We start from the raw sequence: 14,211 nt of genomic DNA, 5'->3' as shown, positions 1-14,211 counted from the left end.
GTTTTCCTGAGCTCGATGTAAAAATCGTGTTGTGGCTTGCATGGCCCCCGCTCGCCGTCCCGGTTGCATCGATTCGTTCGTGTCTCTTTCGTGACAGGTATCGGTTTTTCGATCTGTAAAAATGAAAGGTCTACTAACGAAATTTAACGTTCGCCGGTCTCGACGCGACGGGAGCAGGGCGCGGATTACGGCGACTTGCTTGTTTCCGTTACGGCTGTGTCAAAACTTCGCGAATCCGAAGTCCGGATCGCGACGACGCATTTTGATGGGTTCGGGTCGTGCGCATGTTTGCCGCGGCGGCTGAACGCTATGCTTCGGCAGACATTCGTTGAGTGGGGGCGTGATGAGGCAGTGAGCGATCACCGGCGCCGGGCAGCCGGGTTGCCGACGATCACGCGCTCGCTGGCGAGGAAGAGGAGACGGCGACGCTGCCTGATTGCATGTGCTCACGCGAAGGCGGCACCGGCCTTCGCTTGCCGGTCGTCCACCTGAAGACGGGATTCGTGCGCCGCGCTGCGTTGTCGGCGTGTCACTACGCCGGCAACGCGTCCGCCAGCGCCCGCATCGCCTCCACCGTTTCCGGGTTCGCCGGAAAGAACGCCTCGATCGCGAGTTCCGACAGCGTCACGTCGACCGGCGTGCCGAACACCGTCGTCGTACTGAAGAACGTCAGCTCGCCGCTCGTTGTGCGTAGCCGCAGCGGCACGGCGATATCCGCGAAATCGGTGCGCGCGTGCGAATCGTCGGGCTGCCCGGCCGGCGCCGGATACGCGGAGAGCTCGTCGCGCAGCGCATGCAGCGTGCGGTCGCCGCTCGCATCGATTTGCCGTTGCAGCCGATGCAGGATATGCGCGCGCCATTCGTGCCAGTTGACGATCTGCGACGCGAGACCGTCCGGATGCAGGCTCAGCCGCAGCACGTTGACGGGCGGCTGCAGCAGCGCCGGATCGGCCTGCGCGACCAGCGCGCCGAGCATCCGGTTCGCCGCGAGCAGCGTCCAGTGGCGGTCCACCGCGAGCGCCGGATAAGGCTCGTGTCCGCGCAGCACGGCTTCGACCGCATGACGCGCGGCATCCAGTTGCGGGTCCGAAAACGGCCGTTCGCGAAACAGCGGCGCGAAGCCGGCCGCGACGAGCAGCGCATTGCGTTCGCGCAGCGGCACGTCGAGGCGTTCGGCGAGATGCAGCACCATCTCGCGGCTCGGCTGCGCGCGGCCCGATTCGACGAAGCTCAGGTGGCGCGCGGAGACTTCCGCATCGAGCGCGAGCGCCATCTGGCTCAGGCGCCGGCGTTGCCGCCACGTGCGCAGCAGCGGGCCGATGCCGGACGCGCGGCCGGCGGACGGAGGGGGCGATGGGAGGGCGGCGGTCGAGTTCATGGGGAGGATGATAGGCAATCCCGCGCACGCCGGGCATTACCTGCGAGGTAAGCATTCCGGATCGGCGCGCGTCGCCGGGTCCGCCAGCCGGCACGCGCGGCGCCGTCTCACAGCCGCATTCCGTTGCCGGAAGCCGCTGGAAGCTGCGTTACCATAGCGCCCGTGCCACCTGAGAGGCGGTGCCGGACCCGCGACCACAACGCATGGGCCGGTCGCCGCGCACATCGACAACAAGGCATTCCAGGGGAATCCAACAATGAAAAAACGTGCCGTCCGGCTCGCCTGCGTGGCGATGCTCGCACTCGCCGCGACCAGCGGCCACGCGCAGACCGAAGCTGCGCAGGTCGAAATGAGGGCCGCCGCCGCGGCCGCCAATGAAGCGGTCGTGAAGGGGCCGACCGACATCGACGTCAAACACGAAGCCGTGCTGAAGCTGAAGGCCGGCGAATCGTTCGTGCCGGCCGCCGAAGCCGGCCGCTATCTGCGCTCGATGGGCAACGCGATCGACGAATCGAAACTGGTCGGCCTCGTGCTGCCCGACGATCCGGACGCCGACTGGATCTCGGTCGTGTCGTTCGAGCCGAGCGGCTACATCCGCGACGACGACGCGAAGGACTGGAAACCCGACGAGCTGCTGAAAAGCCTGCAGGCCGGCACCGAGGAAAGCAACCCGGCGCGCAAGGAGCGCGGCCTGCCCGAAACCGAGGTGGTCGGCTGGGCGAAGGCGCCCGCCTACGACGCGGCCACGCACCGGCTCGTGTGGTCGGCGATCATTCGCGACAAGGGCGCGGCGCCGAATGCCGCGAACGACGGCGTGAACTACCGGACGCTCGTGCTCGGCCGCGACGGCTACCTGTCGCTGACGATGGCGTCGACGCTCGCCGACCTGCCGAAGTACAAGGCGTCGGCCGACGAGTTGCTGTCGAACATTCGTTTCAACGATGGCAAGCGCTATGCCGACTTCAACCAATCGACCGACCACGTCGCCGAGTACGGGCTCGCGGCGCTGATCGTCGGCGTCGGCGCGAAAAAGCTCGGCCTGCTCGCGCTGATCGGCGCGTTCGCGGTGAAGTTCTTCAAGATCGGCGCGGTTGCGCTGCTGGCCGGCGGCGCGGCGCTCAAGCGCTTCTTCGGGCGCAAGCCGAAGGCGGCCGCGGTGCCGGCCGTCGCCGACGCATCCGCCACAGCCGCCACGGAGCGCAAGGAATGACGAAGCTGCTGCTGCTGATCTTCGGCGGCCTGAAGCTCGGCAAGGTGCTCGTATCGGCGGGCACGATGCTCGCGTCGATCGCGGTCTATGCGCTGTTCTACGGCTGGCGTTTCGCGGCCGGCTTCGTCGCGTTGCTGCTGGTGCACGAAGCCGGCCACTACGTCGCCGCGCAGCGGCGCGGGCTCGACGTCGGGCTGCCGACCTTCATCCCGTTCGTCGGCGCATGGATCCAGTTGAAGGAAATGCCGCACGACGCGGAAACGGAAGCGTACGTCGGGCTCGCCGGGCCGTTCGTCGGCACGCTCGGCGCGCTGGCCTGCTACGCGGCCGCGCGCCACACCGACAGCAACCTGCTGCTTGCGCTGTCGTACACGGGGTTCTTTCTCAACCTGTTCAACATGATTCCGCTGTCGCCGTTCGACGGCGGGCGGATCACCGCGGTGCTGTCGCCGCGCATCTGGTTCGCGGGCGTGCCGGTGCTGATCGCGCTGTTCGCGTATCGGCCGAGCCCGCTGCTGATCGTGATGGCGATCCTCGCGCTGCCGCAGTTGAAGCGCGCGTGGCGCTACGATCCCGACGCGCCGGAGAACCGCATGTATTACGCGACGTCGATCGAGACGAAAACGACCTACGCGCTCTGCTACGTCGGCCTGCTCGCGTTCCTCGCGCTGATGACGTCCGGCGTGCACGACATGCTGAGCGTCGTGCATGGGTCGACCTGACGCCGATCCGATGCAAAAAAGCGGCGGCCGCGTAAAAGGCGGCCGCCGTTTTTCAAAGGCCGAACCTCACGCGTCGCGATGACGCAGTTCGACGCGCTTGATGTCCTTCACGATCACGAGATAGCTGAACACGGTGACGAGCGCATTCAGCCCGACGAACACCAGTGCGCCGTTGAACGAGCCGCTCGCGCCGACGAGATAGCCGATCGCGATCGGCGCGACGATGCCCGCCGTGTTGCCGAACATGTTGAACAGGCTGCCCGACAGGCCGATCGCTTCCTTCGGCGCGGTATCCGCGACGACGGCCCAGCCGAGCGAGCCGATCCCCTTGCCGAAGAACGACACGGCCATCAGCATGATGACCAGCGCTTCGCTGTCGACGTAGTTGCAGCCGATGATCGTCATCGACAGCAGCATCCCGCCGACGATCGGAATCTTGCGCGCGAGCGTCAGCGATACGCCGCGGCGGATCAGCGCGTCCGACAGCATCCCGCCGAGCACGCCGCCGAGGAACCCGCAGATCGCCGGCAGCGACGTCATGAAGCCGGCCTTCAGCAGCGACATCCCGCGCGCCTGGACGAGGTAGATCGGGAACCACGTGAGGAAGAAGTACGTGAGCACGTTCACGCAGTACTGGCCGAGGTACACGCCAATCAGCATCCGGTTCGACAGCAACTGGCGCACGTAGTACCAGCCGGCCACGCGGCTGCCCTCGGAAGCGCCGCCGCCGCTGCCGCGCGCGCCGCCCGTCGACCGCACGAGGCCGCCACCCTGCTCGATATGATCGAGTTCCGCGCGGTTCACGGCCGGATGGTCGGCCGGGTCCTTCACGACGCGCAGCCACAGGAACGCGAGCGCGATGCCGGCCAGGCCCAGCCACAGGTACACATGGTGCCAGCCGTACGCATGCGTGAGCCAGGCCATCAGCGGCGAGAACACCACGGCCGCGAAGTACTGCGCGGCGTTGAAGATCGCCGACGCGGTGCCGCGCTCGGCGGTCGGAAACCAGCTCGCGACGACCTTCGCGTTCGCCGGGAACGCGGGCGCCTCCGCGATGCCGACCGCGAAGCGCATCGCGAACAGCGCGGCGACCGCGAACGCGGCGCTGCCGCCGAGGCCGATCGTGCTCTGCAGCAGCGTGAACGCCGACCACAGGAAGATGCTCGCCGCATACACGCGCCGCGCGCCGAAGCGGTCGAGCAGCCAGCCGCTTGGCAGTTGCGCGAGCACGTACGCCCAGCTGAACGCCGAGAAGATGTAGCCCATCGTCACCGGGTCGATGCCGAACGCCTTGCGGATCGGCGTGCCGGTGATCGACAGCGTCGCGCGGTCCGCATAGTTGAGCGTCGTGACGACGAACAGCATCGCCAGGATCCAGTAACGCACCGCGGTGCGGCGCGCGGTGCGCGCGAGGTCGAGTGGAAGATCGCGAGGGGAGGACGGATTGCGCATTTTAAACGTACGTCGTCGTATGACATAGCCGAAAGTGTATTGGCAATACACGAATTCAGAAACCTCGGGTTTTCCCTTTGAAGTCCGCGTCACAATATGGGAATTTCGCGATTTACTGGCCGGACAACGCGCACCGGTGTATCGTCCGCGCCCTCGCAGGCGGCGAGAATGACGCAATGCCGTCGGCAGACATCGTATCTGTTGCGTTACAATGAGCCATCCATTCCCGAACCACGGAGCACACCCATGCAACTGACAGGAGAGATGCTGATCGGCGCCGAAGCGGTGGCCGGCTCGGCAGGCACCTTGCACGCGTTCGACCCGACGAAGGGCGCGCCGATCGAGGCCCCGGCGTTCGGCGTCGCGACGCAGGCCGACGTCGACCGCGCGTGCGAACTCGCACGCGACGCGTTCGATGCGTACCGTACGCAGCCGCTCGCGGCCCGCGCGGCGTTTCTCGAAGCGATCGCCGATGAGATCGTCGCGCTCGGCGACGCGCTGATCGAGCGCGCGCACGCCGAAACGGGCCTGCCCGTCGCGCGGCTGCAGGGCGAGCGCGGCCGCACCGTCGGCCAGCTCCGGTTGTTCGCGCGCGTCGTGCGCGACGGGCGCTTCCTCGCCGCGTCGATCGATCCCGCGCAGCCGGCACGCACGCCGCTGCCGCGCTCGGACCTGCGGCTGCAGAAAGTCGCGCTCGGGCCCGTCGTCGTATTTGGCGCGAGCAATTTCCCGCTCGCGTTCTCGGTGGCCGGCGGCGATACCGCGTCGGCGCTCGCGGCCGGCTGCCCGGTGATCGTGAAGGCGCACGAAGCGCACCTCGGCACGTCCGAACTGGTTGGCCGCGCGATCCGCGCCGCGGTCGAGAAAACCGGCATGCCGGCCGGCGTGTTCTCGCTGCTGGTCGGCCCCGGCCGCGTGATCGGCGCGGCGCTGGTCAGCCATCCGGCGGTCCAGGCGGTCGGTTTCACCGGGTCGCGGCAGGGCGGGATGGCGCTCGTGCAGCACGCGAACGCGCGCCCGCAGCCGATTCCCGTCTATGCGGAAATGAGCAGCATCAACCCGGTCGTGCTGTTCCCGGCCGCGCTGGCCGCGCGCGGCGACGCGATCGCGACGGGCTTCGTCGATTCGCTGACGCTCGGCGTCGGTCAGTTCTGTACGAATCCGGGCCTCGTGCTCGCGATCGACGGCCCCGATCTCGACCGTTTCGAATCCGTCGCCGCGCAGGCGCTCGCGAAGAAGCCCGCCGGCGTAATGCTGACGCACGGCATCGCGGATGCGTACCGCAATGGCCGCGGCAAGCTGGCCGAATTGCCGGGCGTGCGCGAAATCGGCGCGGGCGAGGCCGCGCAGACCGACTGCCAGGCGGGCGGCGCGCTGTATGAAGTGGGCGCGCAGGCGTTCCTGGCCGAGCCGGCGTTCAGCCACGAGGTGTTCGGGCCGGCGTCGCTGATCGTGCGCTGCCGCGATCTCGACGAAGTCGCGCGTGTGCTCGACGCGCTCGAAGGCCAGTTGACGGCCACGCTGCAAATCGACGCCGACGACAAGCCGCTCGCGCGCCGGCTGCTGCCGATCCTCGAGCGCAAGGCCGGCCGCCTGCTCGTCAACGGTTACCCGACCGGCGTCGAGGTGTGCGATGCGATGGTGCACGGCGGGCCGTTCCCCGCGACGTCGAACCCGGCCGTCACGTCGGTCGGCGCGACCGCGATCGAGCGCTTCCTGCGGCCGGTGTGTTATCAGGACTTCCCGGACGACCTGCTGCCCGAAGGGCTGCGGGAAGGCAATCCGCTCGCGATTCCGCGGCTGCGGGACGGCAAGGCGGAGTGACGTGGCATAACCGGTGAACGCACTGTCCCGGGAGGGATGCGTCCCGGCACGTTGGAACACGGCGGCGGGGCCCACGGGCCCCGCCGCTTTTTTATTCCGCGCGGGCTTTGGTGCCGGTTTCGCTCGGTCAGTGAGCGGGGCGGGCGACGAGTTGCAAGCGTTCCGCTGCAGCCAGCAGGCGCCGGTCGCGCGTCCATAGCTTGCTGTCGCTGGTCAGTCTGGCCGACGCAAGCAGGTGGGCATCGACGTAACCGATGCCGAGCCCGTGAAGCGGGACGGCATCGATCATGCGCTGCACCTCGTCGTCGGTTGCAACGGTTGCGGCCGGAAGGTCGCGCAGCGCATCCAGCACGGTCTCGCGATTGCGCATGCTACGGAGGGCAAGCTCGCCGACGATGAACGGATGGATCAACACGCGCTCCGCTTCCAGCAATGCGGTGAGCGTCGCGTCGCCGGCCCGCAAGTGATCGATCCAGACCGAAGTGTCGACAAGGATCATGCGGGCTCCGACGGGCGGCGTGGAACCGATTCAAGGTCGGGCTCGGTGCCGCCGAGGCGGGCGAGTCGTCGCGCGCTTTCGCGGGCGATCAATGCGCGCAGCGCTTCTCTCACGAGCGCCGACTTTTCGGTGACGCCGGTCAATTGCTGCGCTTTTGCGAGCAGTGCGTCGTCGAGGGACAAGGTGGTGCGCATGGGCGGCTCCCGGGAAAAGTCGATGCATCAATTATGACATCAAGTGGTGATCATATTGATGCGCGGACGGGGCGGCGAGAGGTCGGCTTTCCTGTTGCCCGCGTTTCTCCTACAGTAGCGAAGCCTCGGGCCGTCCGGCCCGCAGGCGAGCCTGAGAGATCACAAGACCAACAAGGAACCATCCGATGACTATCAGCAAGCGTGGCGACCACCTGTTCGCGGCAGGGTTGTGGAAAACGATCGGCGACGTCGCGAAATCGGTCCGTACCCAGATCGGCGAAACCAGCGAAGGGCGCGTGCTGGCCGACGCGCTGTTCGCGCTGCAGCGCGAACTGGGCGGCAGCGAATTCGACGTGACGATCAACCAGGGGCGGCCCGTCGCGGGCTCCGATCCGCATTCGTTGATCTTCGGCAGGGCCGTCGAGCGCTTCAAGTACGACATGGAGGCCGTGGTGTTCGCGCTGAAGCATCGCCGCAGCATCGACGGGCCGAACGGCGCGGAGCGCGCCGACGCGCTCACGCAGGCCAACACGCATCTCGCGACCGCGAAGCAGTACGCGATGTTTACCGTCGGGCGCTTCTTCGATGCGGTCGTCGATCGCGACGTGCTGGAACAGATCGTGGGCGCCGAGTCGCCGGCGCGCGGCCGGCCGCTCGCGGCCCGCAAGGGGATCGACGAGACGCAGCGTACGCTCGCGAGCGTGCGGCAGCGGATCATCGGCGCGATCGCGCAGATGTAATGCAATGGCCGCGCCGGCTCGTCGAGCCACGCGGCCATTGCGCGATACGGATAGGGAGGACTGCGGGAGCCGGCGCGCCGTGCCGATGAAGGCCCTGCGCCGCCGGCGAACCCGGCTTACTGCGGGCCCATCTTCTTGATCAGCACGTCGAGTTCGGCTGCTTCTTCGTCGGTCAGGTCGACGAGCGGCGCGCGCACCGGGCCCGCGTCGTGGCCGACGAGCTTCGCGCCCGCCTTCACGATGCTGACCGCGTAGCCGGCGCGGCGATTGCGGATCTTCAGGTACGGCAGGAAGAACTCGTCGATCAGGCGGCCGACCGTCGCGTGGTCGTCGTTCGCGATCGCTTCGTAGAATGCCATCGCCGTCTTCGGGATGAAGTTGAACACGGCCGACGAGTACACCGGCACGCCGAGCGCCTTGTACGCGGCCGCATAGACTTCAGCCGTCGGCAGGCCGCCGAGGTACGCGAAACGATCGCCGAGGCGGCGGCGGATCGTGACCATGCTCTCGATTTCGCCGACGCCGTCCTTGAAGCCGATCAGGTTCGGGCAACGGTCGGCGAGGCGCTCGAGCATGTCCGCATTCAGCTTCGAATTCGCGCGGTTGTACACCACGACGCCGATCTTCAGCGCGCGGCACACCTGCTCGACGTGGTCGGCGATCCCTTCCTGGCTCGCTTCGGTCAGGTAGTGCGGCATCAGCAGCACGCCGCTCGCGCCGAGGCGCTCGGCTTCCTGCGCATATTCGATCGCGACGCGCGTCGCGCCGCCCGCGCCGGCCAGGATCGGCACCTTGCCCTTGCAGGTTTCCGTCGCGACGCGGATCACGTCCGAATACTCGCGCTGCGTGAGCGAGAAGAATTCGCCGGTGCCGCCGGCCGCGAACAATGCGCTCGCGCCATACGGCGCCAGCCATTCGAGGCGCTCGGCGTAGGTGGTCGGACGGAAGCTGCCGTCGGCGTCGAAATCCGTCAGCGGAAACGACAGCAGGCCGTGGGAGATGATTTGTTTGAGTTCTTGCGGTGAAGTCATGGTTGGGTCGTCCGTCTAGCGCGAGTGCTGGTTCGTCGGAAACGGCATACGAGCCGAATTGGCGATGTCGTTGTATGTCATCGTACAACGCATGAATGAGCGACGCAAGCGGTTTGCTGGCGGGTCAGGGGTAGGGTCTTTCCGGATAAGGGTTTACGCAGCATCATCAAGTGAGGTTGAATGTCGTATGATGACTAACGATATCGCAGATAGGCTTCCAGGAATTCCGATGACTGCTTCTCCTCTCTACATCCGCGTGCATCCGGACGACAACGTCGCGATCGTCGTCAACGACGGCGGTTTGTCCGAAGGCGCGACCTTCGCCGACGGGCTCACGCTGTGCGAAGGCGTGCCGCAGGGGCACAAGGTCGCGCTCGTCGACCTCGCGACCGGCGATCCGGTCATTCGCTACAACGTGGTGATCGGCTATGCGCTGACCGACCTGCGGCGCGGCAGCTGGGTCAACGAGCGCACGATGCGCATGCCCGAGCCGCCGGGGCTCGACGACCTGCCGCTCGCGACGCGTGCCGCGCCGCCGCTCGAGCCGCTCGAAGGCTATACGTTCGAGGGCTTTCGCAATGCGGACGGCTCGGTCGGCACGCGCAACATCCTCGCGATCACGACGACCGTGCAGTGCGTGTCGGGCGTCGTCGAGCACGCGGTGAAGCGGATCAAGGACGAGCTGCTGCCGCGCTACCCGAACGTCGACGACGTGGTCGGGCTCGAACATACGTACGGCTGCGGCGTCGCGATCGATGCGCCCGACGCCGACATCCCGATCCGCACGCTGCGCAACATCAGCCTGAACCCGAACTTCGGCGGCGAAGTGATGACCGTGAGCCTCGGCTGCGAGAAGCTGCAGCCCGAGCGCCTGCTGCCGCCGGGCGCGATTCCGGTGGCCGCCGACGGCGCGACCGACAACGGCGGCGTCGTGTGCCTGCAGGACGCCGCGCACGTCGGCTTCCATTCGATGATCGATTCGATCATGAAGATGGCCGAATCGCATCTCGAGCGGTTGAACCGTCGGCGCCGCGAAACTTGCCCGGCATCGGACCTCGTCGTCGGCGTGCAGTGCGGCGGCAGCGACGCGTTCTCGGGGCTCACCGCGAACCCGGCCGTCGGCTTCGCGGCCGACCTGCTCGTGCGCGCGGGCGCGACGATCATGTTCTCGGAAGTGACCGAAGTGCGCGACGGCGTCGCGCAGCTCACGTCGCGTGCGGCGAACGAAGCGGTGGCCCGCGAGATCATCCGCGAGATGGACTGGTACGACCGCTATCTGGAGCGTGGCCGCGTCGACCGCAGCGCGAACACGACGCCGGGCAACAAGAAGGGCGGCCTGTCGAACATCGTCGAGAAGGCGATGGGGTCGATCGTGAAGTCGGGCAGCGCGCCGATCGCCGGCGTCGTGCGCCCCGGCGATCGCGCGCGGCAGAAGGGGCTGCTGTACGCGGCGACGCCCGCGAGCGATTTCATCTGCGGCACGCTGCAGCTCGCGGCGGGGATGAACCTGCATATTTTCACGACCGGCCGCGGCACGCCGTACGGGCTCGCGCAGGTGCCGGTGATCAAGGTCGCGACGCGCAGCGATCTCGCGCGCCGCTGGCACGACCTGATGGATCTCGACGCGGGGCAGATCGCGACCGGCGCGGCAACGATCGAGGACATGGGCTGGGAACTGTTCCGGCTGATGCTCGACGTCGCCAGCGGCAAGCGCCGCACGTGGGCCGAGCAATGGAAGCTCGCGAATGCGCTGACGCTGTTCAATCCGGCGCCGGTGACCTGACGCCTGACGCGCGCGGTGGTGGCGGCAAGACGATGCGGGCGCCTTCGGGCGCCCGTTTTCTTTGCGGCGGCGTATTCCCGATTCGGCGGCGCAGGCGTGCCGCGCATGGTCGGCGCGATTTCCTTACCTCGCGCGTAATCGACCGCTTGCGCGGCCCCGGCGACGATAGCGGCACGCGGACCCGAAACGTCCGCGACATCGTCTACCGACACAAGGAGCCTCGCCATGAACACCGCTCAATCCGCTTCGTCCGTTCACGCCGACCTGATCGACCGCTACTTCGACGCGTGGAACGAATCCGACGCCGCGCGCCGCCGCGAACTGATCGACGCGACGTACGCAAGCGACGCGGCCTATCGCGATCCGCTGATGGCCGGCGACGGCCACGCGGGCATCGACACGATGATCGCCGCCGTGCAGCAACGCTTCCCCGCGTACCGCTTTCGCCGCACGACCGACGTGGACGCGTTCGGCCAGCATCTGCGGTTCTCCTGGGCGCTCGTGTCGCCCGACGGCGCGGCGATCGTGAAGGGCTCGGACTTCGGCATCGTCGACGCGTCGGGCCGCCTCGCGTCGGTCACGGGTTTCATCGACGAAATGCCGGCCGGGGCGTCGTGACGTGAACGATGCATGCACCACGGCCGCCGGGATCGGGTAACGTTATGCGATTCGTTCCCCACCCCGGAGACCCACCGACATGCTGAAGAATCTCGACCCGCTGCTGCACGCCGACATCCTGCACACGCTGCGCGCGATGGGCCACGGTGACGAAATCGCGATCTGTGACGCGAACTTCCCGGCGGAATCCGTCGCCGAGCACACGGTGGTCGGCCGCGCGCTGCGCGTCGACGGCGCCGATTCGGCGCGCGTCGTGCGCGCGGTGCTGTCGGTGCTGCCGCTCGACACGTTCGTCGACACGCCCGCGTGGCGGATGGAAGTCGTCGGCGACGCGGCCGCGGTGCCGCCCGTGCAGCGCGAAGTCCAGGCCGAAATCGACCGCGCGGAAGGGCGCTCGGTGCCGCTGACCGGCGTCGAGCGTTTCGCGTTCTACGAGCGCGCGCAGCAGACGTATGCGGTGATCGTCACCGGCGAAACGCGCGGCTACGGCTGCTTCATCTTCAAGAAAGGCGTGCTGTTGAGCGACGCGGGCTAAACGCGTTTTTCAGCGCGCCGGGCCGCCGGCGCGGCCGCCGCAGTGTAAAGATTTGCTACAACCTTTTTCTTGGACACCGCGGAAAGACCCTCTATGCTGGCCCATTTGCCGCGCGCCCTCCCGGGCCGCGCGGCGCCGAACCGCCCGGGCGCGCCCGGCGCGGGCGGCCGAATTGCATACGAGGAGAGAGGCATGACGCGTACCGTCGATTCCGGCGTCATTTTTTTCGCACGCCTGGCGCTGGCGGCGTTGTTCTTGTGGGGCGGCATCATGAAGCTGCTCGGCTACAGCGATTTCGTCGCGTATCTGCACGGGATGAACGTGCCCTATCAACAGGTCGTTGCGCCGATCGTCGTCGCGATCGAGGGGCTCGGCGGCCTGCTGCTGATCGTCGGCTACAAGGTCCGGCCGCTCGCGTTGCTGATGGCGGTCTACACGATCGCGACCGCGATGGTCGGGCACAATTTCTGGGACGCGACGAACGCCGCCGTCCAGCACGACATGGTGATTCACTTCTGGAAGAACGTCGCGATCGCCGGCGGGTTCCTGCTGCTGTTCGTCACCGGCGCCGGCGGCGCGAGCATCGACGCGCTGCGCCGGCCGAATTCGTCGTACGGCGTGCTGCGTTGAACTGAGCACACTTGGGTAGTCGTCGCGACGCCGACGCAACACAAAAGGGCCGAATCCCGCACGCCGCGGGATTCGGCCCTTCGTTCATCCGGCCGGCGCGTGCGCGCCGACGTTCAGCGTGCGTCCTTCACGTCCTTCGCATCCTTCGAGAACTGCACGGCGATCGCGCCGAGCACGCAGATCGCCGCGACGTACACGACCGGCGCGAGCGGATTCGACTTCATCATCAGCGACACGATCACCGGCGTGAGCCCGCCGAAGATCGCGTACGCGACGTTGTACGAGAACGAGATGCCCGAGAAGCGCACGACGGCCGGGAAGCTCCTGACCATCACGAACGGCACCGCGCCGATCGTGCCGACCATGAAGCCCGCGATCCCGTAGTAGAGCGGCAGCGTCGACGCATCGGCCGCGACCTGCACGAACAGCAGGTAGTAGCACGCGGCCAGCCCGATGCCGCCGATGCCCAGCACGCGCTTCGCACCGATCCGGCCCGCGAGCGAACCGGCGGTGATGCAGCCGGCCGTCAGGCACAGCGTCGCGATGCTGTTCGCGAACAGCGTGGTCGCGGGCGCCAGGTGGAACTGCTTCTGCAGCAGCGCGGGCGTCATCAGGATCACGACGACGATCGCGGCCGACAGCATCCACGTGAGCAGCATCGACACGATCACCGCGCGGCCGTGGTCGCGCAGCACCGCCTTCAGCGGAATCTCGGCCGCGAGCGCCTTTTTCGCCTTCATTTCGGCGAACACCGGCGTTTCATGCAGCCAGCGGCGCAGGTACACGGAGAACAGCCCGAACACGCCGCCGAGCAGGAACGGGATGCGCCATGCGAACGCGCCGACTTCGGCCGCGGAGTAACGGCTGTTGATGCCGGCCGCGACGAGCGAGCCGAGCAGGATGCCGGCCGTGAGGCCCGCGGTCAGCGTGCCGCACGCATAGCCGATGTGGCGCGACGGCACGTGCTCGGACACGAACACCCACGCGCCCGGCACTTCGCCGCCGACCGCCGCGCCTTGCAGCACGCGGAACAGCAGCAGCAACACCGGCGCGAGGATGCCGATCGTGTCGTAGGTCGGCAGCAGGCCCATCAGCAGCGTCGGCACCGACATCATCAGCACGCTCAGCGTGAACATCCGCTTGCGGCCGAACAGGTCGCCGAAGTGCGCCATGATCACGCCGCCGAGCGGGCGCGCGAGATAGCCGGCCGCGAAGATGCCGAACGTCTGCAGCTGGCGCAGCCAGTCCGGAATGTCGTGCGGGAAGAAGAGCTGCCCTATCGCCGGCGCGAAGAACACGAAGATGATGAAGTCGTAGAACTCGAGGGCGCCGCCGAGTGCGGCGAGGCCAAGGGTCTTGTAGTCGCTGCGCGTGAGCGCGCGTTCGGCGGCGCGAGGCACGCCGCTCAATTCGGAAGCTTGCATGGTCAGGACGATCGTTTTTCGAATGGTGTTGTCGGTGCTGCGTCTCCAGGGCCCGCTTTTCGGCATGGACTGACAAGGCGCGGCTTGCGTCGTCGAAGCGCGCCGCGTGCCGGGTGAGGCACGCAACACGCGCCGCCGCACCGGGATGGGGCACGGCGGAGACGAAGCGTC

Annotated in this window: 14 protein-coding genes; 8 read left to right on the top strand and 6 right to left on the bottom strand. The window is 67.6% G+C overall.

Features of this window, described 5'->3' with window-relative positions; genetic code table 11:
• Positions 1 to 532 precede the first annotated feature (532 nt).
• On the bottom strand, positions 533 to 1,378 hold the full coding sequence (locus GJG85_RS23715) for a helix-turn-helix transcriptional regulator (RefSeq protein WP_050017317.1): 846 nt from the start codon (positions 1,376 to 1,378) through the stop codon (positions 533 to 535).
• 256 nt (positions 1,379 to 1,634) lie between these two features.
• Here GJG85_RS23715 and GJG85_RS23710 point away from each other — a divergent pair, with 256 nt between their 5' ends.
• Together GJG85_RS23710 and GJG85_RS23705 are read left to right on the top strand one after the other, a co-directional pair.
• Complete coding sequence (locus GJG85_RS23710) at positions 1,635 to 2,588, top strand: DUF2167 domain-containing protein (protein WP_050017316.1); 954 nt, start codon at positions 1,635 to 1,637, stop codon at positions 2,586 to 2,588.
• A complete protein-coding gene (locus GJG85_RS23705; protein WP_050017315.1) occupies positions 2,585 to 3,310 on the top strand; it encodes a site-2 protease family protein in 726 nt (241 codons plus the stop codon). Before GJG85_RS23710 ends, GJG85_RS23705 begins: the two co-directional genes overlap by 4 nt.
• Positions 3,311 to 3,376: 66 nt before the next feature.
• Here the strand turns inward: GJG85_RS23705 and GJG85_RS23700 are convergent, their stop codons facing one another.
• A complete protein-coding gene (locus GJG85_RS23700; protein WP_050017314.1) occupies positions 3,377 to 4,762 on the bottom strand; it encodes an MFS transporter in 1,386 nt (461 codons plus the stop codon).
• Between the two features lie 246 nt (positions 4,763 to 5,008).
• On the opposite strand from GJG85_RS23700, the gene GJG85_RS23695 reads away from it, so the two are divergent.
• Positions 5,009 to 6,586, top strand: a complete 1,578-nt coding sequence (locus tag GJG85_RS23695) for an aldehyde dehydrogenase (NADP(+)) (RefSeq protein ID WP_089489802.1) — start codon at positions 5,009 to 5,011, stop codon at positions 6,584 to 6,586.
• Positions 6,587 to 6,713: 127 nt separating this feature from the next.
• On the opposite strand, the gene GJG85_RS23690 is transcribed toward GJG85_RS23695, so the two are convergent.
• Both GJG85_RS23690 and GJG85_RS23685 read right to left on the bottom strand, forming a co-directional pair.
• Complete coding sequence (locus tag GJG85_RS23690) at positions 6,714 to 7,085, bottom strand: PIN domain-containing protein (protein ID WP_050017312.1); 372 nt, start codon at positions 7,083 to 7,085, stop codon at positions 6,714 to 6,716.
• Entirely contained in the window at positions 7,082 to 7,279 is a 198-nt protein-coding gene (locus GJG85_RS23685) for a type II toxin-antitoxin system VapB family antitoxin (RefSeq protein ID WP_006752328.1), read from the bottom strand. Before GJG85_RS23685 ends, GJG85_RS23690 begins: the two co-directional genes overlap by 4 nt.
• A gap of 185 nt (positions 7,280 to 7,464) precedes the next feature.
• Here GJG85_RS23685 and GJG85_RS23680 point away from each other — a divergent pair, with 185 nt between their 5' ends.
• Positions 7,465 to 8,019: a hypothetical protein gene (locus tag GJG85_RS23680; protein WP_050017310.1), complete on the top strand. Its 555-nt coding sequence runs from the start codon at positions 7,465 to 7,467 to the stop codon at positions 8,017 to 8,019.
• A gap of 116 nt (positions 8,020 to 8,135) precedes the next feature.
• Here GJG85_RS23680 and kdgD read toward each other — a convergent pair whose 3' ends face one another.
• Positions 8,136 to 9,050 (bottom strand): 5-dehydro-4-deoxyglucarate dehydratase, encoded by a 915-nt coding sequence (kdgD, locus tag GJG85_RS23675; RefSeq protein ID WP_089489801.1) that lies wholly within the window; start codon positions 9,048 to 9,050, stop codon positions 8,136 to 8,138.
• A gap of 229 nt (positions 9,051 to 9,279) precedes the next feature.
• On the opposite strand from kdgD, the gene garD reads away from it, so the two are divergent.
• The 4 genes from garD to GJG85_RS23655 all read left to right on the top strand — a co-directional run bounded on the left by garD (position 9,280) and on the right by GJG85_RS23655 (position 12,616).
• Positions 9,280 to 10,833, top strand: a complete 1,554-nt coding sequence (gene garD, locus GJG85_RS23670; RefSeq protein WP_050017308.1) for a galactarate dehydratase — start codon at positions 9,280 to 9,282, stop codon at positions 10,831 to 10,833.
• Between the two features lie 225 nt (positions 10,834 to 11,058).
• Complete coding sequence (locus GJG85_RS23665) at positions 11,059 to 11,451, top strand: nuclear transport factor 2 family protein (protein WP_089489800.1); 393 nt, start codon at positions 11,059 to 11,061, stop codon at positions 11,449 to 11,451.
• Positions 11,452 to 11,530: 79 nt separating this feature from the next.
• Positions 11,531 to 11,986 carry an RbsD/FucU family protein gene (locus GJG85_RS23660; protein WP_050017306.1) on the top strand — a complete coding sequence of 152 codons (456 nt, stop codon included), beginning with the start codon at positions 11,531 to 11,533 and terminating at the stop codon, positions 11,984 to 11,986.
• A gap of 192 nt (positions 11,987 to 12,178) precedes the next feature.
• Entirely contained in the window at positions 12,179 to 12,616 is a 438-nt protein-coding gene (locus tag GJG85_RS23655) for a DoxX family protein (protein ID WP_050017305.1), read from the top strand.
• A gap of 113 nt (positions 12,617 to 12,729) precedes the next feature.
• On the opposite strand, the gene GJG85_RS23650 is transcribed toward GJG85_RS23655, so the two are convergent.
• Positions 12,730 to 14,040 (bottom strand): MFS transporter, encoded by a 1,311-nt coding sequence (locus GJG85_RS23650; protein WP_050017304.1) that lies wholly within the window; start codon positions 14,038 to 14,040, stop codon positions 12,730 to 12,732.
• Between the last annotated feature and the right edge of the window lie 171 nt (positions 14,041 to 14,211).

It is taken from the genome of Burkholderia sp. MS389 (genome assembly GCF_016899425.1).
Lineage (GTDB): Bacteria > Pseudomonadota > Gammaproteobacteria > Burkholderiales > Burkholderiaceae > Burkholderia > Burkholderia sola.
The sequence above is the reverse complement of the archived record's forward strand: the minus strand, read 5'-3'. Positions and strand labels throughout refer to the sequence as shown.